17 protein-coding genes are annotated in these 23,599 nt (G+C 60.7%); 10 read left to right on the plus strand and 7 right to left on the minus strand.

Annotated elements, in window-relative coordinates; genetic code table 11:
* Window positions 1-9 precede the first annotated feature (9 nt).
* The 4 genes from J0X25_RS30995 to J0X25_RS31010 all read left to right on the plus strand — a co-directional run bounded on the left by J0X25_RS30995 (window position 10) and on the right by J0X25_RS31010 (window position 6,163).
* Window positions 10-2,154: a VWA domain-containing protein gene (locus J0X25_RS30995; RefSeq protein WP_207287768.1), complete on the plus strand. Its 2,145-nt coding sequence runs from the start codon at window positions 10-12 to the stop codon at window positions 2,152-2,154.
* A 352-nt stretch (window positions 2,155-2,506) separates the two neighbouring features.
* The gene (locus tag J0X25_RS31000; protein WP_207287769.1) at window positions 2,507-4,087 is read left to right on the plus strand and encodes a uracil-xanthine permease family protein; all 1,581 of its coding nucleotides are present in this window, start codon (window positions 2,507-2,509) and stop codon (window positions 4,085-4,087) included.
* Window positions 4,088-4,416: 329 nt separating this feature from the next.
* Window positions 4,417-5,244 carry an alpha/beta fold hydrolase gene (locus J0X25_RS31005; protein ID WP_207287770.1) on the plus strand — a complete coding sequence of 276 codons (828 nt, stop codon included), beginning with the start codon at window positions 4,417-4,419 and terminating at the stop codon, window positions 5,242-5,244.
* 202 nt (window positions 5,245-5,446) lie between these two features.
* Window positions 5,447-6,163, plus strand: coding sequence for a MaoC family dehydratase (locus tag J0X25_RS31010; RefSeq protein WP_207287771.1), 717 nt, complete (start codon window positions 5,447-5,449; stop codon window positions 6,161-6,163).
* 598 nt (window positions 6,164-6,761) lie between these two features.
* Here J0X25_RS31010 and fdhF read toward each other — a convergent pair.
* From fdhF to J0X25_RS31025, 3 genes are all read right to left on the minus strand, one after another.
* On the minus strand, window positions 6,762-10,163 hold the full coding sequence (gene fdhF / locus J0X25_RS31015; RefSeq protein ID WP_207287772.1) for a formate dehydrogenase subunit alpha: 3,402 nt from the start codon (window positions 10,161-10,163) through the stop codon (window positions 6,762-6,764).
* Window positions 10,160-11,773 (minus strand): NADH-ubiquinone oxidoreductase-F iron-sulfur binding region domain-containing protein, encoded by a 1,614-nt coding sequence (locus J0X25_RS31020; protein ID WP_207287773.1) that lies wholly within the window; start codon window positions 11,771-11,773, stop codon window positions 10,160-10,162. Before J0X25_RS31020 ends, fdhF begins: the two co-directional genes overlap by 4 nt.
* A 442-nt stretch (window positions 11,774-12,215) precedes the next feature.
* Complete coding sequence (locus J0X25_RS31025; protein ID WP_207287774.1) at window positions 12,216-13,517, minus strand: L-lactate MFS transporter; 1,302 nt, start codon at window positions 13,515-13,517, stop codon at window positions 12,216-12,218.
* Between the two features lie 388 nt (window positions 13,518-13,905).
* Here J0X25_RS31025 and J0X25_RS31030 point away from each other — a divergent pair, with 388 nt between their 5' ends.
* The 6 genes from J0X25_RS31030 to J0X25_RS31055 all read left to right on the plus strand — a co-directional run bounded on the left by J0X25_RS31030 (window position 13,906) and on the right by J0X25_RS31055 (window position 20,586).
* Window positions 13,906-14,136 carry a hypothetical protein gene (locus J0X25_RS31030; RefSeq protein WP_207287775.1) on the plus strand — a complete coding sequence of 77 codons (231 nt, stop codon included), beginning with the start codon at window positions 13,906-13,908 and terminating at the stop codon, window positions 14,134-14,136.
* A gap of 9 nt (window positions 14,137-14,145) precedes the next feature.
* Complete coding sequence (locus tag J0X25_RS31035; RefSeq protein WP_207287776.1) at window positions 14,146-14,562, plus strand: PIN domain-containing protein; 417 nt, start codon at window positions 14,146-14,148, stop codon at window positions 14,560-14,562.
* 211 nt (window positions 14,563-14,773) lie between these two features.
* Window positions 14,774-16,450 carry a DUF262 domain-containing protein gene (locus J0X25_RS31040; RefSeq protein WP_207287777.1) on the plus strand — a complete coding sequence of 559 codons (1,677 nt, stop codon included), beginning with the start codon at window positions 14,774-14,776 and terminating at the stop codon, window positions 16,448-16,450.
* A gap of 708 nt (window positions 16,451-17,158) precedes the next feature.
* Window positions 17,159-18,169 (plus strand): tyrosine-type recombinase/integrase, encoded by a 1,011-nt coding sequence (locus tag J0X25_RS31045; protein WP_207287778.1) that lies wholly within the window; start codon window positions 17,159-17,161, stop codon window positions 18,167-18,169.
* Window positions 18,170-18,288: 119 nt separating this feature from the next.
* Entirely contained in the window at window positions 18,289-19,836 is a 1,548-nt protein-coding gene (locus J0X25_RS31050) for a hypothetical protein (protein ID WP_207287779.1), read from the plus strand.
* 219 nt (window positions 19,837-20,055) lie between these two features.
* Window positions 20,056-20,586 carry a hypothetical protein gene (locus J0X25_RS31055; RefSeq protein ID WP_207287780.1) on the plus strand — a complete coding sequence of 177 codons (531 nt, stop codon included), beginning with the start codon at window positions 20,056-20,058 and terminating at the stop codon, window positions 20,584-20,586.
* Between the two features lie 132 nt (window positions 20,587-20,718).
* Here J0X25_RS31055 and J0X25_RS31060 read toward each other — a convergent pair whose 3' ends face one another.
* The 4 genes from J0X25_RS31060 to J0X25_RS31075 are packed head-to-tail and all read right to left on the minus strand — an operon-like array spanning window position 20,719 to window position 23,379.
* A complete protein-coding gene (locus tag J0X25_RS31060; RefSeq protein ID WP_207287781.1) occupies window positions 20,719-21,189 on the minus strand; it encodes a hypothetical protein in 471 nt (156 codons plus the stop codon).
* 26 nt (window positions 21,190-21,215) lie between these two features.
* The gene (locus J0X25_RS31065) at window positions 21,216-21,545 is read right to left on the minus strand and encodes a hypothetical protein (protein ID WP_207287782.1); all 330 of its coding nucleotides are present in this window, start codon (window positions 21,543-21,545) and stop codon (window positions 21,216-21,218) included.
* 47 nt (window positions 21,546-21,592) lie between these two features.
* Window positions 21,593-22,768 (minus strand): tyrosine-type recombinase/integrase, encoded by a 1,176-nt coding sequence (locus tag J0X25_RS31070; RefSeq protein ID WP_207287783.1) that lies wholly within the window; start codon window positions 22,766-22,768, stop codon window positions 21,593-21,595.
* Window positions 22,765-23,379 (minus strand): hypothetical protein, encoded by a 615-nt coding sequence (locus J0X25_RS31075; RefSeq protein WP_207287784.1) that lies wholly within the window; start codon window positions 23,377-23,379, stop codon window positions 22,765-22,767. The genes J0X25_RS31070 and J0X25_RS31075 overlap by 4 nt, the downstream gene beginning before the upstream one ends.
* Window positions 23,380-23,599 lie beyond the last annotated feature (220 nt).

A 23,599-nucleotide genomic window follows, 5' to 3' on the forward strand; every position in this document is an offset into this window, starting at 1 on the left:
AGCGCAAGTATGGTTGCAGAGTCCGAAGACAAAAAGCTGTCGTCACTCCCCTTTCCGGCCATCGTCGGACAGGCGGAGTTGAAGCGCGTCTTGCTGGCCGTCGCGGCCAACGACGGCCTCGACGGCGCGCTGATCGTCGGCGAGAAGGGGACCGCCAAGTCGACCGCCGTCCGGGCGCTCGTGGACCTTCTGCCCGAACAGCGAGCCGTCGCCGACTGTCCGTACGGCTGTGCGCCCGACGACTCGAGCCTGCAGTGCGAGGACTGCCGCGAGCGCGACCGCGAGGAACTGCCCGTCGAGAGCCGCCCCGTCCCCCTCGTCACCCTCCCGCTGGGGGCGACCCGCGATCGAGTCGTCGGCACCCTCTCGGTCGAGGACGCCCTCGCGGGGGACGCGGATTTCGATCCCGGCCTGCTCGCCCGCGCCCACCGGGGCATCCTCTACGTCGACGAGGTCAACCTGCTGGACGACCACCTCGTCGACGTCATCCTCGACGCGGCCGCCAGCGGCGTCAACACCGTCGAGCGCGACGGGATTAGCGTCTCCCACCCCGCAGAGTTCACCCTGATCGGGACGATGAACCCCGAGGAGGGCGATCTCCGGCCCCAACTCCGGGACCGCTTCGCCCTGCAGGCGACCGTCGAGGGCTGTCGGGAGATCGACCAGCGCGTGGAGATCATCGATCGGGCGCTCGAGTCCGGTGGCGGCGGTCCCGACGGTTCCGACCCGTGGACCGAGTACGCCGACGAGACGGCCTCGCTCCGGGACGAACTGGCGGCGGCTCGCGAACGACTCTCCCAGGTCACCCTCCCCGCCGAGTTCAAAGCTAATATCGCCGAACTCTGCCTCGAGGCCGGCGTCGACGGCCACCGCGGCGACGTGGCCACCGCACGAACCGCGATGACCCTCGCGGCGCTCGAGGGCCGAACCACGGTTATCGAATCGGACGTCCACGAGGCCGCCAGCTACACCCTGCCCCACCGGCTCCGGAGCACGCCGTTCGAGGACGAACCCGACCTCGAGGACCTGCTCGAGGACCGGTTCGACGAGGAATCGCCGGAGGAGGGGGACGGGGACGATGAGACCGGTGAAGACGCCGACGGCGACGGTGACGAGGCGGAGACGGAGCGTCGGGAGGACGATGCGGGAAACGAGTCCGGCGGCGGTAACGATGACGACCGTGGCAGCGAGGACGGCGATGGCAGACCGGACGACTCGAGCAGCGGGGGCGATCCCGACGCCAATCCCGGCTCGGATGAGTCCGGTCCCGAACGCGGACCGGACGAGGGCGACGACTCGACCGGCGGCGAGGAAGACGAGGAAGCCAACCCGCTCGTTCCGGGCCAGCAGCGCGCCGAGGTCGCGGAAGTGGGCGAGGCGACGGCGCCGGACCTCGAGACGCCCGACGTCGAGAACCGCACAGCGACGGCGTCCGGTGGCGCTCGAGCGAGCACGGCCCCTAGTACGGACAACCGCGGCGCTCGAGTCAGAACGGAACCCGCCTCCGGCGACGGCTCGATCGACGCGGCGGCGTCGGTTCGCTCCGCCGCCGCACGCGGCGACTCACGCGTACAGAAGCGGGACCTCCGGCAGTCGGTGCGAAGCGGCGAGACGTCGGTGACGATCGTCTTCGCCGTCGACGCCAGCGCCTCGATGCGACCCGCGATGCGGACCGCCAAGGGCGTCGTGCTGGATCTCCTGCGCGATAGCTACGAACAGCGCGATCAGGTGGCCTTCGTCGCCTTCGCCGGCGCGGACGCCGAGGTCCTCCTGCCGCCGACCGACAGCGTCTCGCTGGCCGCGCGCCACCTCAAGGAACTGCCCTCTGGCGACCGCACGCCCCTGCCAGCGGGCCTCGAGACCTCCCGGCGGGTCCTCGAGCGCGCCGAGACGGACGCCGCGGTCGTCGTTCTGGTGACCGACGGTCGGGCGAACGTCGCCGACGGGAGCCCGACCGAGGCGACCCGGCAAGCCGCGCGGGGGCTCGCGGCCGACGACGCGACCGTGGTCGTCGTCGATGCCGGCGACGACTCCCGGGCCGGCCTCTCGGAACTGGTCGCCGGCGAGACGGGGGGCGAGGTGGTCGCCCTCGAGGCCCTGTCGCCCGAGACGGTCCGCGCGGCGGCCGATCGCGCCGCGTCGGACGAGCGGTGACGTCGAGGGAACCGAACTACGGTGGAGATGACGACAGATACTCCCGGTCCAAATCGGACGGCAATGAGCCGTGTGAGAGACGTGCGGTGTCCGTCGTGTTTGACCGGCGCCGGCACTGAGACCGGACGGGAGACGCTCGCGTCCGATCTGAAGCCAACCGTCGAATGCGGAGCGTGCGGGCACGTCTGGAACGTCCTCTCCTGAGACGTTCGTCCGTTCTTCTCGGACTCGGTCGCGATGAGACCGTCGCGGCTGGCGCACGTCATCTCGGGGTTATTTTCGCGCCGTCTCGAGGGAATCGGCGGCGGTGGATCAGTATCAATATGATCCCCCTCGCTCGTTATCCGACGAGATGACCGAACAGGGGGACCACGTCGCTGACGGGTGCAGTGATGGCGGACTCGAGCGGGACGTCACCGTCAGCGACGAGATCGAGTACGGTATCGACGACCGACCACCGGCGGCCGAATCGTTCGTTCTCGGCGTCCAGCACTACCTGACGATGGTCGGGGCGAACATCGCGGTCCCGCTGATTCTGGCGGGTGCGATGGGAATGCCGCCCGACGTGACCGCCCGGTTCATCGGGACCTTCTTCGTCGTCTCGGGGATCGCGACGCTGGCCCAGACGACCTTCGGGAACCGCTACCCCATCGTGCAGGGGGCGCCGTTCTCGATGCTCGCGCCGGCGCTGGCGATCATCGCCGTCGTCACGTCCGGCGGCGTCGGCGGGGGCGGGTGGGAGGCCGCCCTGCTCCAGTTACAGGGCGCGATCATCGTCGCGGCGACGGTACAGGTACTGATGGGGTATCTCGGCCTCGTCGGCAAACTCCGGCGCTTCCTCTCGCCGGTCGTCATCGCGCCGACCATCGCGCTGATCGGGCTGGCGCTGTTCAACGCGCCCCAGATCACCGCCGCGAACCAGAGCTGGCCCCTGCTCGGGCTGACGCTCGGCCTGATCCTGCTGTTCTCGCAGTACCTCGACGTCAAAGCTCGAGCGTTCCGGCTCTATCCCGTTATCCTCGCGCTCGTGATCGCGTGGGTCGTCGCCGCGGCGCTCTCGACGACCGGCGTCATCGGCAGTTCCCACCCGGGCCACGTGGCGCTGGGGCAGATCACCGATACGCAGTTCCTGCTGCCGATCTATCCGTTCCAGTGGGGGACGCCCCAACTCACTATCGCGTTCGTCGTCGGGATGTTCGCCGGCGTGCTCGCCTCGATCGTCGAGAGCATCGGCGACTACTACGCCGTGGCGAACCTGACCGGCTCCGCGGCGCCCAGCGAGAAGCGGATCAACCACGGCATCGGGATGGAGGGGCTGATGAACGTCTTCTCCGGGATCATGGGCACCGGCGGTTCGACCTCCTACTCGGAGAACATCGGCGCGATCGGGCTGACCGGCGTCGCCTCGCGGTACGTCGTCCAGCTCGGCGCCGTCGTCATGCTCGTGGTCGGCTTCCTCGGTCCCTTCGGCCAACTGGTCGCGACCATTCCGGACCCGATCGTCGGCGGACTGTTCATCGCCATGTTCGCCCAGATCGTCGCCGTCGGCGTCTCGAACCTCCGCCACGTCGATCTGGACTCCTCGAGGAACACCTTCGTCGTCGGCTTCGCGCTGTTCGTCGGGCTGGCCATTCCGGCTTACATGGGGAACTTCGAGAGCACGATCGCGTTCCGCGAGGCGATCGGGCTCGAGGCCGCCCTCGCCTCGTTCCCGGTCTGGCTCGAGGCCGCGGCACAGGCCGTCGTCGACACCGTCTATATCATCGGTTCGACGGGGATGGCCGTCGGCGGCCTCGCGGCGCTAGTACTGGACAACACGATCCCGGGCAGCCGCGAGGAGCGCGGACTGGCCCACTGGGACCGGATCACCGAAGACGAGTCCGAGTTCGATAGCTTCTGGGACCGGTGGGTCGGCACCGATCGGGGCCAGTGAGGACGACCGAACACGTGCGGTGGCGCGCGCTGGTGGCGGCTCCGAGCATTGCGAGGGGCCGCCACCATTGCGCGAGGTCTTCGCGAGTGCAACGAGCGAACGGCTCGGAAGACGCGAGCGTCTTCCGGTGGATGAGCGAACGACTGAAAGGAGTGAGCGAATCGGTTGGGGAGGACGTGGAAATCACAGTTGCCAGCGGTAGCAGCACGCTCGTCCGTCTGGGCTCCGTTCGAAAACAGGTCCAGTCCTCGGTTCGAGAACCGCAAGACCGCGATTCGCCCGCCCTGCAACCCGACCATCTTTACCCGTGCCGACCCCACTACCTGTCAATGGCAGAACTATCCCTCGAGGACGGAACCCTCTGGTACGAGACGCGAGGCGACGGCCACCCGCTGGTGTTCATCCACGGCGGCTGGATGAACGGACAGTCCTGGCGGCCCCAGGTCGACCGCTTCGCCGACGACTACGAGGTCGTCACGCTCGACGTCCGCGGCCACGGCCAGACCGGCGCGACCGAGCCGAATCAGTACTCGATCGAACTCTTCACCGACGACCTCGAGGCGCTGCTCGCGCACCTCGGCCTCGAGGACCCGATCCTCTGTGGGCTCTCGCTGGGCTCGATGGTCGTCCAGGAGTACATGGACCGCCACCCCGACCGCGCCGCGGGAGCGATTCTCGGCGGTGCGGTGCGCTCGATGCCCCCGATGGAGCTGCCGGCGGGGATGAAACCCTTCCTTTCGCCGCTACCGGCCCTGACGACGTCGCTGTCGCTGACCGGTTCGAAGACGACGTTCCGATCGATGCTGTGTTCGATCCGGGCGACGACCGGCGAGCGGTGGTTGACGGTAAAGCCGGAGGTTCAGGCCCGGGCGATGGACGCCGTCGACGAGATCGAACGCGACGAGTTCCGCAAGGTGTTCGGTGCGCTCTACCGGTACGATCCCTCGGACCTCTCGCACGTCCGGACGCCGACGCTCGTCGTCCACGGCGAGCAGGAGGCGCCGCTGGTCAAACGACAGGGCCGACAACTCGTCTCGGAAGTCGCCGACGGCGACCGACTCGAGCTCTCGGAATCGGGCCATCTGGTCAACCTCGACCGGCCGAACGCGTTCAACGTCGCGAGCGAGACGTTCCTCGAGGGCTGTCGCGCAGCCTAGCGTGTCCCAGAGTGACACGTACCCTCGAGCAGAGCCCCTATCTTCTCGAACGAATCGCTCTCTCGACGTTCTGCGGGCGATGATAGTCGGGCCGTCTCACCCAACGCATTTTGGCGATGACACAAAGGGGTGCGAGCGCGAACGGATGACGTAGGTCGGTCCGATTCGGTTATCGGCCGCGACCCGACGAACTCGAGTACTCATGAGCAGTAACTGTCCGGAGTCCGACGCCAGCGATACCGCGGTAGCACCGAATAACCAGTGGTCGAGCGCCTCGAGTAACCAGTGGTCGAGCGTCTCGAAACACGTCGTCAACAGCTACGTGGAAGCGAACAACGCCCTCCTGGCGGCGATGGGGTTCTCGCCGTCCCGGTCGTCGGAACCGAACGGTGAGCCGTCGGAATCCACCGAAGAGCCGGTCACCCCGGGCCGGCAGCCGGAAACCGCCGACGCGCCGGTCGCCGAGGTCGCCTTCGGCGACGAGACGTGGTTCATGGAGCGATCGACCGATAGCTGCGAGGACCTCGCGGTCGGCGACTACGTCCGGTTCACGAAACCGATCGAAGACACCGACGTCTCCGCGTTCGCACAGGTCTCCGGCGATACGAACCGCCTCCACCTCGTCGAGGAGTTCGCCGACGAGACGCAGTTCGGCGGGCGGATCGCTCACGGAACGCTCGTCGCCGGGACGATCAGCGCCGCGCTGGCTCGCTTCCCCGGCCTGACGGTGTACCTCTCGCAGGACCTCGAGTTCCAGGCCCCCGTCGAGATCGGCGAGACGGTCACCGCCACCTGCGAAATCGTCGAACTGCTCGGCGACACCCGCTACCGACTGCACACGACGGTCGAAACGGCCGACGGAGAAACGGTGATCGACGGTGAAGCAATCGTCATCATCGAGACCCAGTCCGACGCCTGATCCGGACCCGCGAGCGACGATGAATTTTCGCCGAACGCGTTCTGACGACCCGTGAGCGATTCGACCGTCCAGAGCGCGAGGGCCGCACCCTGAGAATTCAGGTTCCGGTCGGTGACCGACGGTATCGGCCTCGAGAGCGTTGCTCGAGGCCGGTCGATTCGCCGTCACCGTCGGCGCGTCGCGAGCGGGCCAAAACACCTTGGAACAATTGTGATACCTGTTCGTGCTGTTTTTCTTCTCGATGAGCAGGTCAGAATCCGAGACGAGGATCGTCGCAGTGTGTCGTTCCTGTGAATCGGTGTTCGTCTCCAAACAGAAACCGGACGGCACGATCAGACCGATCGGTGTCTCGGAAGAGTGCACCTGCGGTGACGGGGACTTCCGTCGGGTCTCCCCGTCGGGAGACGCCGGTTCGGCGGCGGCCCCGCCGTCGGACTGAGACGGTCGACGGCGCCGCGACGGCATCGAGTTCGAGTACCCGCGGATCGTCCGCCGGTCACTGATTTTCCGCCGTTCGTCGCAGCCGACCGCCGCTCAGCGAACAGCCCGACGACTGCCCGCTCCACCCCCTCAGCGGCCAGCCCGTCGACCGCCCCGCTCAGTCGTCGGCCTGCCGTCCGCCGACGTCCTCGGGGTCGCCGCCCTGGCCCTCGAGCTGCCCCGGCGTCGGGTGAACGTCCGCGCTCACCTCCTCGGGATCGGCCTCGAGCGGCGAGATGCGAACGCTCGTCACCTTGTACTGCGGGATGAACGACGTCGGGTCGAGTTCGTGCTGGGTGAGCTTGTTGATCGCCCCCTGCGGGAAGTGCATCGGGATGAAGACGACGCCGGGATCGGAGGTGTCCTCGACGGTGGCCTTCACGACGATTTCTCCCTGTCGCGACTCGACGCGGACGTACTCCGCGTCCTCGACGCCTAATTGGTCGGCCATCTCGGGATGGATCGTCACGAAGCTCTCGGGGACGTGGTTCATCAGCGTCCCGACCCGGCGAGTCATCGTGCCGGTGTGCCAGTGGTACAGTACTCGACCCGAAGAGAGCGTCAGCGGATACTCCTCGTCCGGCATGTCCGGCGGCTGGGCGTAGTCGGCGGGGACGAAGCGAGCCTTCCCGTCCTCGAAGTTGAACTCGTCCTCGTAGAGGTAGGGGGTGCCGGGGTGGTCCTCGTCGAAGCAGGGCCACTGGATGCCCTTGGTCTGTTCCTCGAGGCGCTCGTAGGTGACGCCGCCGTAGATGGGAACGAGGTCGTTGATCTCGTCCATCACGTCGGCCGGCTCGTCGTAGTCCCAGTCGTAGCCGAACCGGCGGGCGAGTTGGATGAGGATCTCCTGGTCCGGTTTCGCTTTTCCGGGCGAGTCGACCGCGGGACGGACGCGCTGAATGCGCCGTTCAGTGTTCGTGAACGTGCCCGACTTCTCGGCGGCGGAGGCTGCCGGGAGGACGACGTCGGCGTACTCGGCCGATTCCGTCAGGAAGATGTCCTGGACGGCGAGGAAGTCGATGTTCTCGAGCCCCTCCTCGGCGTTGTCGACGTCCGGTTCCGAGAGGACCGGATTCTCGCCCATGATGAACATGCCCCGGAGCTCCCCGTCGTTGATCGCGTGGAACATCTCCGGGAGCCGGAGCCCGATCTCGTTGGGCGGACGCTCCCCCCACGCGTCGCCGAACTTGTCCAGGACCTCCTCGTCGGCGAGGTCCTGGTATCCCGGGAGCGTGTGCGGCGCCGGTCCCATGTCGCCCCCGCCGCCCTGGACGTTGTTCTGGCCGCGGAACGCCGAGAGACCGGCCCGGGGCTTGCCGAGGTTGCCCGTCAGCAGCGCGAGGTTGGCGATCGACATCACGTTGCGCGTCCCGGTGTTGTGCTGGGTCAACCCCATCGCCCAGCCGAAGATGCAGGTGTCCGCGGTGGCGATCGTCTCCGCGGCCTCCTTCAGTTCCTCGGCGGGGACGGCCGTCAGCTCCTCGACCTGCTCGGGCGTGAACGGCTCGACCTTCTCCTTCAACTCGTCGAAGTGCTTCGTCCGCTCCTCGATGAACGCCTCGTCGTGGAGGTCGTTCTCGATGATGTACCGCATCATCCCGTTCATCCAGGCCACGTCCTCGCCGGGCGTCGTCCGGATGTACTGGTCGGCGTGCTCGGCCAGCCCCATCTCGCGGGGGTCGATGACGATGAGGTCGGCGCCCTCCCGGACGTTCTGCTTGATCCGCGTCGCGAGGACGGGGTGGGACTCGGTCGTGTTCGAACCGGTGATGAGATAGCAGTCGGTCTCCGCGATGTCCTCGTTGATCCGGTTGGTCATCGCGCCGTAGCCGACCGTCTGCTGCAGCGCGGCGACGGTCGAGGAGTGACAGAGCCGCGCGCAGTTGTCGACGTGGGGCGTCCCCAGGACCTGCCGGGCGAACTTCTGGCAGAGGAAGTTCTCCTCGTTGGTCGTCTTCGACGAGGAGATGACCGAGAGGGACTCGCTGCCGTGCTCCTCCTTGATTTCGGAGAGGCCCTCGTAAACGCGCTCGAGGGCTTCTTTCCACGTGGCCTCGCGGAATCCGTCGCGGCCGACCGGGCCGTCCGGCGCGTCCTCCTTCCGGATCAGCGGTTTCTCGAGGCGGTCGTCGGCGTCGACGTAGTCGTAGCCGAACTTCCCCTTGACGCACGTCGAGAAGTCGTTGGCCGGCGCCGAGTCGGGCTCGGCGGGTCGGACGCCGAGCACCTCGCCGTCCTTCCCGTAGAGTTCGAACCGACAGCCCACGGCGCAGTAGTTGCAGGTCGTCTCCGCTTTGTCGACCCGCGAGAGGCGCGCGTCGCCGATGGTCGTCGCGACGTCGAACAGCCGGCCGGCCGGCATCGCCTCGCTGGCGATCCCCTCGGCGACGTGTTCGAACTCCTCGAGCGCGCGGTCGCCGGTCCGCTGTAGAGACTCGCTCGCGTGGCGCCTCGCGTCGCCGGCGCGGGCCTTCGCGATCGACATGAAGCGGGCGACGCCCGATAGGTCCTCCTCCGGCTCACCTCGCCCGTCCACATCGTAGGGGAGGTCCCGGTTCGGCGCCTCCGTCTGATCGGCCGTCTCGGCCTTGGGGCTCTCGAGGACTTTGCCGATCGAGTTCTCCTGGGTGAAGCCAGGGAGAGGGATCGTCGCGGCGTCGGTCAGCCCCTGCTCGACCAGGGCGCCGGTCGGGCAGACGGTCGCGCAGTGGCCACAGGAGACGCAGGTGGACTCGTCGAAGGTGTCCTCGCCGTTCTGGAAGGCGATGCGGGTGTCCTGCCCGTTGCCCTCCATGCGGAGGACGCCCTCGACCTGCACGTCGTTGCAGGCCTCGACGCAGCGGTTACAGAGGATGCACTTGTTGCGATCGATCTGGATGGCCGACGAGGTGTCGTCGAGCGGATCGTACTGGTCGCGATCCTCGAAGACGCCCCAGCGGGGCTCCTCGACGCCCTGCTCGATGGAGGTGTCCTGGAGTTCGCAGCGGCCGTTCTGACCGCAGGTCGTACAGCGGAGGTTGTGGTCGGAGAGCTGGAGGTCCAGGTTGACCTCGCGCGCTTCGGCCGCGTCGTCCTCGTCGGTCCGGACCGTCATCCCCTCCTCGACGGGGTGCGAGCAGGACGTCACGAGTCCGTGTTCGTCCGTGTGGACGGTGCAGGTCCGACACTCACCGCGCGGCCCGATCGCGTCGGCCTGTTCGGTGTCGCGGTCGTAGTAGCAGAGCGCGGCGATCTCGTCGGCCGGTTCGACGGACTCGATCGCGTCGATGATCGTCGAGCCGGGCGGTACCGAAACGAGCGTCCCGTCGACCGTGAGCCGAGTCATTCCGTCCTCGCCGTCTCCGGAACGGACGTCCGGATCGTTGGCGGTCCCGGTCTCGAACTGTTCCGTAAGGGGCGTGCTCGGCCGCGGATCGGTCACGTTCGGCACCGAGGGGAGTCGCTCGACCGCGGTCGGCCGCCGTTCGGCCTCCACGTCGTCGACGTGACTCGCTACCTCGTCGCTGCCCTCGCTGCTCATCGTTCCCCCCCGCGGTGGCCGGCGGTCTGGGTCAGCGCGGCCTCGCACTCGCCGCTGGGACAGCGCCCCTCCGCGTGGGCGGCCACTTCCCGCTCGAACTCGCGCATCCCCGTGACGGCCGGTCGGATCGCCGTGCGGCCGAAGTGGCAGATGCTGGTCTTGCCCATCACGCGGGTCAGTTCGCGGATCTTCGCGTCTCGAAACCGTCCGTCGTAGATCTCTCGAAGCATGTTCGTGAGTTGCTGACTTCCCTCGCGGCAGGAGACGCAACGCCCGCAGTTCGACTCCATCGCGAAGTTCGCTCGCCGCCCGGCCGTCGCGAGGACGCAGGTGTCCTCGTCGAGCAGTTCGACGACGCCCTCCGTCCCGAGTCCCGCACCCTCGAGGGCGGGCGCCGACGGCGAGTGGGAGAGATCGGGGGTGAAGCCGCCGAACTGGCCGCCGACGCAGGCCATCTTGAACCGCCCCTCGAGGTCGACGGTCTCGCGGACGTCGGCGAGACTCCCGCCGGTCGGCAGTTCCACGGTCGCCGCCGCGTCGACGTCGCCCGTCACCGTGAACAGTCGGGTGCCGGGATCCGCGTCGTCGGCGTCGAACTCGTCGGGGGCGAGCAACGCGCGGCGGACCTGCGCCATCGTCCGCGGCGTGTGAACGACGGTCGGCCGTCCGTACAGCCCGTGTTCCGCGGGCGATGGCGGTCGAAGCCGCGCCTCGAGGCGGTCGTTGCCCTCCATGGCCTCGAGTGCCATCGTCGGCTCGCCGGCGATGTAGCGGTCCGGGCCGACGACGACCTCCGGACGCACCTCGCGATCGAGGCGCTCGTCGAGGGTCTCCTCGGCGTTCCGTGCGGCCTCGTGGATCCGCTCGCGGCCCCGGTCGTCGTTCTCGTTGCAGTAGACGACGACGTCGTCGGCACCGACCAGTTCGGCGACCGCCAGCGCCCCGTCGAGGACCTCGCCCGGCGCCGACTCGAGGAGGAGCCGGTCGGTTCCGTTGCGGTCGTCACTCTCGTTGGCGTTGACCACGACGACCGGGTCGCGACCCTCGTCCGCGTCCCCCGCGGCGGCCTCGTAGGCGATCCCCCACTCCTCGGTGACGGGGTCGTCGGCGCACCAATCGCCGCGTCCGCGGCCGAGCACCCCGATGTCGCGGACTCGCGACAGGGCCGTCTCGGGCTCGTCGCCGGCCAGTTCAGCCGCCGATTCGCCGGGGATCGACGCGGGTTCGGCCCAGCCACACCGGCCGAGGACGCGACGTCGACCGACCGCGAGCGGTCCGTCCTCGGGCGTCGGGAGCGACGACGGCGTCGGCTCGTGCTCGACGACCGCGATCGCGTCGTCGGTCGGGAGCTCCCCGCGCTCGAACGTCTCCACCAGCGACTCGAGTCGGCCCGTGACCGAGCCCGGGTAGAACGCCGTTCGGTCCTCGCGGGTGAACAGCACCAGCGGCTCGAGCGCCCTGATGCCTGTCGGCCCCGTCTCGGCGACGGGCGTGTCGGCGGCCGCCGAGCGGATCTCCTCGAGGGCGCGGCGCTTGCGCCGTCGGCTCCGCGAACCGCCGGCGACCCGGATCACCGTCTCTTCGTCGGTCGGATCGCTCCGTTCAGCCATTACGCCTTCGGACGGCACCCCGGCCCGAAAAGGCACGGCCTGAAAGGGTATGGAACGGTTCGCCGGCGTGTCGGGCGTCTGACGGGCGCCGGCGGGCGGTTCGGACGAAGAGCCGCCGCGATAGCTCGGGCCACGAACGCCGGGTTCCGGCGGACCCGTCGGCGATCAGAACGGCGGTTCTAGCTTCGGCGCCGCGGTGCGACGACGCCAGAGAATGAGTCCCGCGGCCGCGATCGCGATCGCGAGGAGCGTCAGGAACGCCGGCCGAACGCGTCGACCGCTTTCCGGTCGTGACTGGGGTTCTTCGGACGGTGTGGGATCACCGAACATGCGTCACGGTTCGCCGGCGCGACGGATAGGCTTTCGCACGGCACCGGTAACGCGGCGCGATCACGGCGGCGAGCCCGCCGCGTGCCGGTCCCGTCGCGGGACCCGTCGCCGATCAGTCGGTCGCCTGCTCGGACGGCCGGCGACTCGGACCGCCGCGGGCGTCGCGAACGGACTCGATCCGGAAGTAGAGGACGGCCACGGCAGCCAGTCCGACGACCAACGCTCCGGTGATGATGTAGAACGCCATCCGGTAGCTGTTCGTCCGCTCGACGATCTCCGAGACGAGCATCGGACCGGCGACGCCGGCGGCCCCCCACGCCGTCAGGGTGTAGCCGTGGATGGCGCTGAGTTCTTTCGTCCCGAACAGGTCGCCCAGGTACGCCGGCAGGCAAGCGAACCCGCCGCCGTAGGCGGTGATGATGAGGAACATCAGTCCCGAGAACAGCCAGAGGTGACTGATCTGGGGCATCAGGACGAACGCGACGATCTGGAGGCCGAAGAACGCCCCGTACGTGGTCGTCCGCCCGATGTAGTCGGAGGCGGTCGCCCAGAAGATTCGACCCCCGCCGTTGAAGACGCCGATGAGTCCGACGACCGACGCCGCGGTCGCCGCGTCGACGTTGGTGATCGCCTGAGTCATCGGCGACGCGACGGACAACAGCATGATCCCGGCCGAGACGTTGATGAACATGATCAGCCAGACGAGGTAAAACCGCGGCGTCCGCAGCGCCTCGCTGCCGGTGAGTTCCGCGAGGTCGGTGTTGATGGAGACGCCTTTCGCATTGTCCGCGGTGTCGATCTCGCTCTCGTCGATTCCCTCCGGGACCCAGTCGGTCGGCGGCTTCTTCAGGTAGCTCGCGCCGGCGACCATCAGGAGGAAGTAGCCGACCCCGAGCGCGTAGAACGTGACCGGAATGCTCACGGTCTCGATGATGTAGTTCGCGACCGGGCCGGTCACGAGCGCGCCGGCGCCGAAGCCCATGACGGCCATCCCGGTGGCCATCCCCCGGCGGTCGGGGAACCACTGGACGAGCGTCGAGATCGGGGTGATGTAGCCGATCCCGATGCCGATCCCGCTGATCACGCCGAACGTGAGGACGAAGCCGGCGTACGTCTCGAGCTGGACGCTGAGGCCGGCGCCGATGATACCGAGCCCGAAGGTCCCGGCGGCGATCAGTCCCGAGATCCGCGGTCCGCGGTTCTCGACGAACCCCCCGAGGAACGCCGCCGAGAGCGCGAGGAAGACGATCGCGACGGTGAACGCGAGGGACACGTCCGAGATCGCCCAGCCCAACTCGTCGCGTAACGGGTTCTGATACACACTGTACGCGTAAATCGATCCGATCGATAGGTGGATCGCGATCGCCGAGAGCGCGATCAACCAGCGATTTCTGTCGGCGTCGGTTCGGACCATCACTGCCGGGTATCTGACTGGAGAGTAAAGGTCCGTGGCCCGCGTTTGCACCGTCGGCGTCGCGTCCGACGGCGACTGCAGGTCTTCTCGAGTCTCGATCAGGGGGTATCTTTGTATCGTTTCGAACGGTGTCGCGGTGTCGATACCCGGTTTCCGGAGTCGAATGGAACGGGCTCCGGGTCGCGCAAGTAGAATTTAGATTGTCTGTTATCGCGCAGCGATTTTTCACCTCGTTCCGTCAACGTTTGGAGACCGTCGCAAAATGATGGGTGTTGCAGCCTCTCGGTCATCCATCGAACGATTTGACCTCTCAGGAGTATGGTGTCCCGAATCGAGGAGCTGAAATCTACCGGAAGACACAGTATTCTGTGTCTACATAGATTTCTGTATGCCCAGTATCACGGTCAACGTGGACGACGACCTCAAAGAGCGAATGGAAAACCACCCGGAGATCAACTGGAGTGAGGTCACACGACAGGCCATTCAGGAGAAGATCGAGGCGCTCGAAATGATGGACGAACTCACTAGCGAGAGCGAACTCACCGAGCACGACGTTCAGGAAATCGCCGACAAGATAAACGAACGTGGACGCAAGCGCGCCGAAGAAGAATCGAAGTAGGCTCGACGAATGAAGCTGGTCATCGACGCTAACGTCGTCATCTCCGCGCTCATCGCTGATTCGAAAACGCGGGAACTCATCGTTACACTTGAATCGGATCTTTTGACGCCCGCGTTCGTCCACGACGACGTCGAGAACTACGAAGACGTGATCGTGGAAGAATTCGGGATGAAACCGGATCGAGTGGCACAGTTCATCGACCTCCTGTTTCAGTACATCGAGGTTGTTCCTGTCGACGACTTCTATCCGGCTATCGAGAACGCGGACGCTGTGATCGGCGACACCGACCCCGACGATGTGCTCTATCTCGCGTGTGCGATCGCCAACGATGCGGCCATCTGGAGTGATGATTCCGATTTCGACGAACAGAATCTGGTCGAGAGGTACTCGACGAGCGACGTGATCGACTCCTTCGACACGTTCTAGCTCAGAGTGATCTCCTCTAGAGTGGCCATATCAACTGAACACTGATCACATGCCGTCTCTTTACTCTCTCGTCTTCGAGTTGAGGGCGTCAGCGAGTCCCTTGCTTCTACAATTCTATTAGCGATATTACCTCAAAATACTACTGTAGAGCAACAGCTTGTACTACATGACAGTCATAACCATTATCATAATAGGGTGACCAGTGAGAGCTATGGAAGCTCGGTTTAAACGGATACGGGACCTTTACGGGAAGTCGGGGTCGAAATTCGAAGTTCCTGAGTACCAGCGAGGGTATGAGTGGGAGCAGAAACACTTCGAGGACTTATGGTCAGACCTGAAGCGGGTTGGCGACAGGGTCAACATGCACTACCTCGGGAACATCATCATCCTACTTGAAGAGGACGAGGATACGAAGCGCTTCAGTATCGTTGACGGCCAGCAGCGGATGGTAACCATATCCACTCTAATGATGGCGATTCGAGACCGCCAGGATATGGGCAACGCCGATGATAAAATCATCGAGGACATTCTGAATACGTATCCCACAGGGGGTGCGGAGCGGAAACTGCATCTCTACAACGACGACCAGGACGCTCGATTCGAAGCACTCTGGCAAGGGGAGACAGATGATGTTGATGGCACTATCGGCGACGCGTACAATTTCTTCTCGCGGAAACTGATAAGCTGCGACGAGGATGAGGTCGAGGAACTCAAGACAAACTTGGTAAACAAGATGCGAGTGGTCGAGACCACGTCTGAGGACACGAGTCTCGCCTACATGGTCTTCCAGTCCCAGAACGAGCGAGGGAAGGACGTCGAACCTCAGATTCTCGCGAAAGCACGTATCTTCGGCGAAGCAGAGAAGTTCGATGACATCGCGAAACAGCGCGAGGTGAAAGGGCGCTGGAAGAAAATATATCAGCAGCTTGAAAGCGAACTGGGCAGTCCGAGATTCCGCGATGAATTCCGTGTTCGCCGACCGATGTCACAGATTCTGGTGAATTCGGATACGGCCACGCCGACACAGATAGACAAATCCGCTCTGTATCGCAACTTCGACGAGACCTTGCAGAACCATGATGATGTCCACGAATTCGTCAAGTGGTTCGACGGGCAGACCGATGAATACCTGAAACTGAGTAGCTCAGGCTACGATGTTAACGGTGGAGATTTTCCGAACGATGCGAAACGCCACCTCCAGTACTTTAACTCTATCTCTACTCATGCGGAAGTGCTCACGCTCGCTATCCTGAACAACACGGATAACGAAAAGCTCCTGAAAGAGTACTTCAGACTCGCCTCTATCATCGGCATGCGATCGGAATTAGCGGGCCGTCGCTCCGAGGACAAGCGCAAGACCATTTACAGAACTGCGAAGGCAGTCCGTGGGAGTGATGATATCCGAAGCACGCTTGTCGACTCAATCAACGATAGAACGCCCGAGGATTCCGAAATTATCGAATATCTAAAGGCAAACGACATGACCATTCGCGGTCAATGGGGCTTCCGAACTGCACTTATCCTCTCCAGCATTGAAGAAGAGCGTCGTGGCCCGTGGCGTATCGACTTCGACGACCTCCACATCGAACACGTTGCACCGCGTCGAACCTTCGAGAGTTCGGATTACACGACTTGGCAGCACGACCTCGATATCGAGAAAAGCGAGTTTGAGGACTACAAGAACAGGCTCGGGAACCTCACGCTCCTCTCACCGACCGACCACGGACGACTGGATGAATCGTCCTTCGAAAAGAAACGGAGAACGTACAGAAAGTCTGACATCAAGATTACCGAAGAGCTGAGTGATTACGACGAGTGGACGAGCGAGAAAATCAAAGACCGTACTGAGAACCTTGCGAAGGAACTGACCAACCGCTGGTCAGTCTAACTAACCACCTACGACCGAAGAATCGTCGCTGAAATCTCTATCCCCTCTACAACGCGCATAGCTGCTTCCTCTAACGGAAACCATCCACACAAGGTACTTCCACGAGAACAACGAGCGCTTCTAGTGCAGACACGGCCCACCATTTGAACCGTGTAACGAGCGTGTTTTCATGTCACCATATGTCAAACGTTTCAGATAGTTTCTCGAGAGTGAATCCGCGCTCAGCGAAACCCTCTATGGAGGGACCCTGCACTGAGAGATTCTCCACACGGTTTCCTGCTACCAGTGGGTGATCTAAATATTTCAGTTAGAAGATAGTATTTTGCGCAGTGGAATTAACTGCGATGCGTACTCGTGGAGCTGTCAAACCCGTCGCATAATGAGTATAGAGTCCGCACGTCGTGACGTAGGGCCGAATTCCGAGACGAGAGTTGCTGGCGCGGCTACTGTTCTTGGCTCGGGAATGGTTATTATTTCTGGAGAAGGTTGCAGGATTTGAACTACGCCAGCGGCTCACTTCGCTCGCCGCTGTCTCCTTCAAATCCTTCGCGGTCCCGTTTCTGTCGCTCACGAGTTTGTTCGCGATAGAAACATGGGCGCTGCAGGCTTGCTTTCGACCGACGAAAGCATCGACCTCTCACGGTTTCCACCGTATGAGGCGCATCCTGTAAAAGGTTCCTGATAGGTTCTGGATCGCCACCACGAACCATGAGTCTGGAACCAATCGAACCCGACACCGCGTTGGAACTCTACCTCGCGGACAAGGACAACGAACTCGCCGAAGCATCGCTTGAAGCTCACGAGTACCGACTCGGCCACTTCGTCCGCTGGTGCGACCACCAGGACATCGAGAACCTCAACAATCTCAGCGGACGGCAGCTCCAGCGCTACCGCGTCTGGAGGCGAGATGAGGGCGACCTCTCGCCGGTCTCGGAGAAAACCCAGATGGATACGCTACGAGTGTTCATCCGGTGGCTCGAAACTGTTGATGGCGTTGAGCAGGATCTCAGCCAGAAGGTCCTTTCACCGGACATCACACCCGAGCAGAACTCTCGCGACGTGATGCTCGATACTGATCGCGCCGCTAAAGTTCTGGCCCACCTTGAGAAGTACCACTACGCGTCTATCGAGCACGTCACGATCGCGCTCATGTGGCATACGATGATGCGTGTTGGGGCGGTCCACGCTCTCGACCTGAAAGACTATCATCCCAGCGAGCAGTATGTCGAAGTTCGCCACCGTCCCGAAGCCGGGACACCAATCAAGAATCAAGGCGATGGCGAACGGCTGGTTGCCCTCTCCAACGACCTCTGCAAACTGCTCGACGACTGGATTGATAATCAGCGTCGCAACATGACTGACGATAACGACCGAAGTCCACTGTTGACGACTGCTCAGGGGCGACCGTGCAAGACGACGCTCAGAGCATACGTCTACCGCTGGACGCAGCCCTGCCGATACGATGGGGAATGTCCGCATGATCGTGATCCTGACGAATGTGAAGCTACTGATCGCGATCACCTCTCAAAATGCCCGTCATCGGTCAGTCCGCACGCGATTCGTCGTGGGAGCATTACACACAGTCTAAACAGCGATATGCCAGATAAAGTCGTGAGCGATCGAGCTAATGTAAGTCAGGAGGTCATCGATACGCACTATGACCGTAGAACTGAACGAGAACGGATGGAACAACGACGTGATTACTTAGACGATCTATAGAGAAGTTCTACGGTTATCGCACAGAACTACGACCGGTGCATAGAGAAAGCGTTCATTGGCCGGTCGTACGAGACATAATAACTTATCTTACCTGGCTGGTTATATACAAGTCATATATTATGTCCACTCAACTGACTGGGTTTCTCGACAGTTACGATATTCTCGGGAAAGCAGTCCCAGGGGTCGCTTGGTTCTTTGGACTTATCCTACTCCTGCCTGCTGAGCTATTTTCATTCGGCTCGACAGCATCTAGTGGGGGAGACGTAACATTTTCGTTCAGCCGTATTGTCGGACTTCTTGCGGTTGCAATCATTGCAGGGTTGATATTTGGACAAGGAATCGATACTTTAGCTCGTCTCACAGAACACATTGTCGCCTGGGTCCGACGTCAGATTGGTGCTGTCGCAGCAATTCTCATATTGGCAAAGGATCTTATAGTGAATTGGGCACTATACTTTGTTGAATCTAACCTCCCTTCTTTTGACGAGAGACAACAACAAGCGACACTTGCTGTCTTACTCGGCATTACTCTTGCTGCTATTATCACTGGAGTTCTACAAGCCCTCATGATTCTTAGTGGTTTTTTCTCTCCTGAGAGAATTTTACTAGTTGCCTTTCTATTTGTTATCATTGCAGGAATCTCCGTATATATTACGTATAGATATGGGATAGAATCACGCATCGTAGAGGCACTCTCTGCTGATCTTGATGAGGAAGTTCCTGCATTCGTTCCACGAACTGTACTCAAACAAACGCAACAGAAGGTGATCACACTGATTCGTATCTTAAATACTGGGCTCACATCTCATCGTGAACTATTTGAATCTTATCTCTATACTACAGGGAGCTACTATCTTACTCCAAGAGATCCAGATGAGATAGGGTACAATCACCTTGAAGCAGTTGCTGAACCGTACTACAGTGTAGAATTTGACGAATTCGGTCCTGAGGCAGAAGATTCTTCATTCTCTGATCTGTATCCATTCTTCCGAAGTAAACTGGATTCTGAGGGGTTAACACGAGCAACAGGGTTTCAAGCCCGATATTCATTTTGTCGCAGCATGTGGTTAACCACTCTTGTCTTCTTTCTCGCTTTTGGGGGTGTCTATACCCGGGCTAATGAGATTGATACCTCCTCAGCCACTGATACTATCTTCTCGATTTTGCCTCTACAAGCTGTTAGCGAAGTATTGGCAATTGTCTTTATAATCACTCTCTCAGCTACCCTTTTTGGTCAATCCTTTGAAAGACTCTTTAATGGAGTTCCACTTATCCTGACATGGGGTGCCGCTGTTGGAATTGGAATTCTCGCAATCAACTCACTTCTCGGCAAATGGTTGGCTGAATCACTCTTGATTCTATTCACGGTTTCTGTAGAGTACAGTGTCGGGTTCAGTCTCGATTTATTCACTCAGATAGGGGAATTCTGTACAGCGCTCTTTGGCTATGCTTCCCCGCCAGAGCCACTCGTGATTGAAATATTCGGTGATTCATTACCAGGGATCATCTTTTTCATTGGTCTATCGGCAGTCGCCTTCTTCAGTGCGACCAGTTCCTACAAAGCAAACTATGTTGAGTATCTTATTACCGACACTTGGGAAAGTCTCCGAGAAGATGACGGGACCACAGATGATGACGGGACCACAGATGATGACGGGACCACATAAGACAATGAGTACCCAGCTACTAGATCGACAACCCTCGATAAGATACTTTAGTGATCACAGTGGTATCCAAATCCATGAGCACATATGGACGAACCAGGGGCAGAAGACAACATGTTCGTGTGTCGAAAAGCTATTAGGGCATACTGGTGAACTTCGAAGTACCTGAAAGAGCGTGAGGACCTCGCTAGCAAAACATACGCTGATACTCAGACAACAAAAATGAGTACGCAATCAAGTGGTGAAAGTGCTGCTTTAGAACGGTCAGTCAAAAACCCGAATAGCAATTGTGAATATGCAATTAAGACTCGACCCGCAGTGCAATATGTCCTCGCGAAATCTAGTGACAACTACGTCTCTGAGCGACGTGTTCAAGCAATTCTGTTCTCTGCCGAGGTCAATTGGCAGTCGAATAATGACTATTCACTTCTTGATGCAACCTTCGAAAAAATCCGGCGAGGAGTCTATTCCAAGGAAATTCGGAAAGCGTTCCAATCTTTAGGGCTCCGAAGTCGTCGTGCATATCATGACGGTTATCAGACGCGAAAATTCGATACCCGACCAGTCGATACTCCAGACCAGAATGAAGTCGATGGAAAGGAAGTGGAAGAAGCATTTGACATGCTCGACGCTGTATTAGATGATGTTAGGGATGTTCCAGAGGACGATATTATGGGCTGGTGCTTGAACTTAGAGGATGTGAGATCGCTCAACTCTGGTACGGTAATTACGCTTGACTCACTGTCTGCTTAGACCTACGAACGTACTGCCACGAACAAGTCTCTAGGTCTCTCGGTCTGAATTGAATGGGGTTTCTGAGGTTTAATCACAGGTCTTGGCTGTATTGAGTACCTAGGTGAAGCAGTCACAACAGAACTCGTTAGATCAGCCTACTGCCTCGATCGTCTCACTCTCGCTGATTCTCTCGTAGTAGAGCTGACCGTTCTCGAACGCAGTCACACGGTAGTAGCGATGTTTACGGTTGTTGTGGCTGCCTCCACTAATCTTGATGATGTCTTCCTGTTTGAGGTCAGAGACATCCATGTGGTACTCGCCATCGATCTGCTGTTTGTCGAGCCAATCGCCATCGACGCCGTACTTGTCGTGCAGACCAGTGACACGAAGAATCCACGGCTTGACGGCCTTCAGGTTGGGATGGGCACTCAGCTCTCGCCAACTGACCCACTGATCGTTGACGAGATCGATAGTACGGCTATCGGCGAGATCAGCATCCTGCATTCGATTTTCGAGTTCAGTCTCGATTTCGTCGTGAATCGTTTCGAGCTGTTCATCTGATAGCTGTTCGATGTCGAGTTCGTCGACCCAGTTGTCACTGTGAGTGTCGTCAGCGGTCATATCTTGCTAAGGGTGATTTCGATGAGTTAGTTGGATTCCTGCTGAGCCTGCTTCACGTCCCTGTACTGGCTCAGGAGTTCTGGCTCCCGGTTGAGCAGTTCCTTGAATGTGTCGAGGCCACGCTTCTCGAGATAGCGGTGAACGGCGTCAGCAAACTCTATAGCGGTGTGAGCCTCTGCATCCGGATTGTGATCTCGAGCCTCAGAGTAGACCTGCCCAGGGACTACTAGCGGCTCGTTCCAGTCATCTCGGAGCATCACCAGATGTGCTCGGAGGGCCGTATCGAATAACGTTTGATCCGACTCTCCGACTGGCTCTCCCAGGAGATCGGCTTCTAGACGGACGAGTTCAGCCATATCAGGGCCTGAACCGTCTTCTTCCGAAGGATACCCACGATCCATGGTTAGCTCAGATACCCTCCTCGGCTATCGCCGTAGACTTCTTCGTAAATTTCCTGACGCAGTTCGCGTCGATCGGTCTTGTCACGCTGATCATAGTGCTTTTTGATAACCTCTGGGCTGACGTCGCAGCGATCAGCCAGCATTTCGATCGGGATATTGTTCGACCTCTCAGCTGTCAGATAGCCCTTTCTGACGTTGTGAGTCGGTTGGGAAGACGGGCAGTTGGAGGCGCTGTCGATGGTTTGTGCATCTTCGCACTCGTCTGGGTCACGGTCGTGTGGACAGTCCTTGCCGATCTCGCACGGGCGAGTCCACTTGTAGATGTACTTGCTGATCGTCGACTTTGCCATCCGGCCGTGCGTGGTCGTGATCAAGGGTTCACGACCGTGGTCATCAGTTACTTCGATCCGGTTGTGTTCGATGTAATCATCGATCACCTCAGCGACCTCTTCGGAGACATTCACTTCTCGCTCTCCCGCTTTCTTGTTCTTCAGAGTCGTTCCTCCTTTGGGTCGATGGTGGAATTCGATGAAGAGTTCGCTGCGATCAGTGTGGACGTCCTCAAGGTCAAGTGAGTGGACGCCGCCTCGACGACAACCCAAGGCGCCGAGCAGAAGCCAGATAACGTGTTCGGCCGTAGCATACTCGTACTCTTCCAGATGCTGGATGATCTCATTCGCGCGGTCTTTCGACAGGTGTCCTTCCCGGACTTCGTCTTCGTAGCTGAGTTCGGGAGTCTGGACTTTGTTGGCCAAGCCTGTTTCGACTCCTTCGATGTCTTCGAGGAACCCAAGGAAGTTTCTCATCAGGTACATCTCGTCACGCATCGTCTTGGGACTGAGCGTCTTGTGTGACGATTTAGATCGTCGCCAGGCCCGGTATTCGCGCATTGTCCGACCGCTGAGGTTATTGAGGTTGTCGATACCTTCGAGATCGCAGAACTTGACGAAGAAATCTAAACTTCGACGATAGTCCTGAACTGTCGATTCGACGAGATCCTCGCGGCGATCTTCCAAGTAGATTTCTGCTGCCTCCTCGGGAGTGATCGGTTCAAGATCAGACTCTGTCGAGAGTCGCTCTTGGATTGCGTTTAATTCTGATCGAAGGCTGGCAAGGTCCTGTGACTCATCTTTAGTAGATGAATCAGAAGTCTCCTCAAGCGGGGAGTTAGCACTCATTCGTTATCCCCCGCCCAGATTTCTTGATTACTTTCTAACCAATCATCGAATGACTTCTTTACCTCATTTGGGTACTGGCTTAGAACCTCATCGGTGTTACGTGTTCTAACTAGTCTATTAAATAATATCTCTTCTTTGAGATACCATAGCGGGGGCTCACCAGGATCTTCGAAGGCATGACCCTCTGCCTTCAACTCTGATTTATATCGTCTGAGAGTCTGGGGATTCGCCCCTGCAACGTGCTTGATCGCCCTTTCGACGTGTTCTTCTTTTACTGACTCGCCATTAGTAGCCTGATCCTGAATCCGAGAGAAGATTTCTTCCAATTTCTGTATTGTCTCCGGTGGTCTATCGCTAGCAGGCGACGTCTGTGTGTGTACACTGCTTTCCTGATCGAGGAGGGCTTTCACCTCTTGAATTTCGTCAAGAAGAATATCGAGGTTCGCTTCGATTCTGGCTGCCTGGTCGTTGTCCATGTATTCCCGCAATGCATTTTCTGTTTCTTTACCGAGAGCGCCCCGACGATCACCACGGTGATCCTGTACAAACGAACGGAACCGCTTTGCAACTGATTCGTCAATTCGCACGTTAAATTGATCTCGATCGCTCATTCGTGATCACCCTGGAAGCTGCCAGAAATCGACTCCGATTCAACCAGAGACTGTTCGTTATCACGATGATAGCAACAAAGCGTTCTAGAACTAGTTCGAAACCGTCGCTGTCCTCTAAATAGCTGAGAACAAGTTGAGACATCTCCCATCGTTGCAGAACAACCGAGTATAGATACACACGACTTCGGCGTTGCTATCACGGAACCTGGCTGTTCGAAGG

The sequence above is a fragment of the Haloterrigena alkaliphila genome (assembly GCF_017352155.2).
Taxonomy (GTDB): Archaea; Halobacteriota; Halobacteria; order Halobacteriales; family Natrialbaceae; genus Haloterrigena; species Haloterrigena alkaliphila.

What these genes read in the sequence shown, in the direction of transcription:
- J0X25_RS31075 (WP_207287784.1), bottom strand. Translation starts at nt 23,379, where the DNA reads ATGAGCGATCGAGATCAATTTAACGTGCGAATTGACGAATCAGTTGCA.
- J0X25_RS31000 (WP_207287769.1), top strand. Translation starts at nt 2,507, where the DNA reads ATGACCGAACAGGGGGACCACGTCGCTGACGGGTGCAGTGATGGCGGA.
- fdhF (WP_207287772.1), bottom strand. Translation starts at nt 10,163, where the DNA reads ATGAGCAGCGAGGGCAGCGACGAGGTAGCGAGTCACGTCGACGACGTG.
- J0X25_RS31030 (WP_207287775.1), top strand. Translation starts at nt 13,906, where the DNA reads ATGCCCAGTATCACGGTCAACGTGGACGACGACCTCAAAGAGCGAATG.
- J0X25_RS31055 (WP_207287780.1), top strand. Translation starts at nt 20,056, where the DNA reads ATGAGTACGCAATCAAGTGGTGAAAGTGCTGCTTTAGAACGGTCAGTC.
- J0X25_RS31010 (WP_207287771.1), top strand. Translation starts at nt 5,447, where the DNA reads ATGAGCAGTAACTGTCCGGAGTCCGACGCCAGCGATACCGCGGTAGCA.
- J0X25_RS31050 (WP_207287779.1), top strand. Translation starts at nt 18,289, where the DNA reads ATGTCCACTCAACTGACTGGGTTTCTCGACAGTTACGATATTCTCGGG.
- J0X25_RS31035 (WP_207287776.1), top strand. Translation starts at nt 14,146, where the DNA reads ATGAAGCTGGTCATCGACGCTAACGTCGTCATCTCCGCGCTCATCGCT.
- J0X25_RS31020 (WP_207287773.1), bottom strand. Translation starts at nt 11,773, where the DNA reads ATGGCTGAACGGAGCGATCCGACCGACGAAGAGACGGTGATCCGGGTC.
- J0X25_RS31005 (WP_207287770.1), top strand. Translation starts at nt 4,417, where the DNA reads ATGGCAGAACTATCCCTCGAGGACGGAACCCTCTGGTACGAGACGCGA.
- J0X25_RS30995 (WP_207287768.1), top strand. Translation starts at nt 10, where the DNA reads ATGGTTGCAGAGTCCGAAGACAAAAAGCTGTCGTCACTCCCCTTTCCG.
- J0X25_RS31045 (WP_207287778.1), top strand. Translation starts at nt 17,159, where the DNA reads ATGAGTCTGGAACCAATCGAACCCGACACCGCGTTGGAACTCTACCTC.
- J0X25_RS31065 (WP_207287782.1), bottom strand. Translation starts at nt 21,545, where the DNA reads ATGGCTGAACTCGTCCGTCTAGAAGCCGATCTCCTGGGAGAGCCAGTC.
- J0X25_RS31060 (WP_207287781.1), bottom strand. Translation starts at nt 21,189, where the DNA reads ATGACCGCTGACGACACTCACAGTGACAACTGGGTCGACGAACTCGAC.
- J0X25_RS31040 (WP_207287777.1), top strand. Translation starts at nt 14,774, where the DNA reads ATGGAAGCTCGGTTTAAACGGATACGGGACCTTTACGGGAAGTCGGGG.
- J0X25_RS31070 (WP_207287783.1), bottom strand. Translation starts at nt 22,768, where the DNA reads ATGAGTGCTAACTCCCCGCTTGAGGAGACTTCTGATTCATCTACTAAA.
- J0X25_RS31025 (WP_207287774.1), bottom strand. Translation starts at nt 13,517, where the DNA reads ATGGTCCGAACCGACGCCGACAGAAATCGCTGGTTGATCGCGCTCTCG.